1 protein-coding gene is annotated in these 892 nt (G+C 35.2%); it reads left to right on the plus strand.

The genetic code is table 11. The features are described 5' to 3' along the window. Positions 1-45: 45 nt before the first annotated feature. On the plus strand, positions 46-892 hold an 847-nt coding region (locus AC1DRF_RS29995; RefSeq protein WP_477742571.1), incomplete at its 3' end, for a permease.

Genomic DNA, 892 nt, shown 5'->3' on the forward strand with positions numbered 1-892 from the left:
AACTCTATCATATAGTTCTAGTAATTGGAGGTGAAACGATAGATTATGACAACTCTATCACAGGTAAGTAAAGACCTAATTGGTGTGCTGTTACTAATGCTTTTTGGTTACTGTTTTTTCTTTGTTGATATAAATACAAATGATTTAGCCATTCCAGCATCTTTATTAAATGTAAACTCTATTTTTTTAAGCATTGTACTTGAAGCTATCCCCTTTATCTTGCTGGGAGTATTTGCATCTGCCMTTATTCAAGTATTTGTCTCAGAAGAATTCATTCAACGTCTGATTCCAAAAAATCCGTATATAGCCCTTTTACCAGCTGTTCTAGTAAGTGCTCTTTTACCGGTTTGTGAATGTGCCATTATTCCAGTTATAAGGCGGTTATTAAAAAAAGGAATGCCTCTTCATATCGGCATTGTCATTTTAGTTGGGGCACCTATTTTAAATCCCGTTGTCTTTGCTGCTACTTTTTATGCATTCCAGTCAAATACGTCCATCGTTTACAGTCGTATGGGCCTGGCTGCTGTGGCTTGTCTATTAATTAGTTTATCCGTTTATTTCTTTTTTAAAAATTCAAATCAGCTACGAGATGTACACGTTCATGAACATGAAGAAGCAAACGTAGATAACAAATTAAAACAAACGTTATATCATGCCGGTGATGAATTTTTCGACATGGGCAAATACTTATTATTTGGTGCACTCGTAGCAAGTCTATTTCAAACCTTTTTAGATAGACAACTATTGACGAATCTTGCAAGCAATGACTATATGTCTTCTGCCGTTATGATGGGATTTGCTTATGTACTTTCACTTTGTTCAGAAGCAGATGCTTTTGTTGCTTCATCTTTTTCTCATACATTTTCACCTACAGCTCTTCTTGCCTTTCTAC

It is taken from the genome of Priestia sp. P5_B4 (assembly GCF_056400385.1).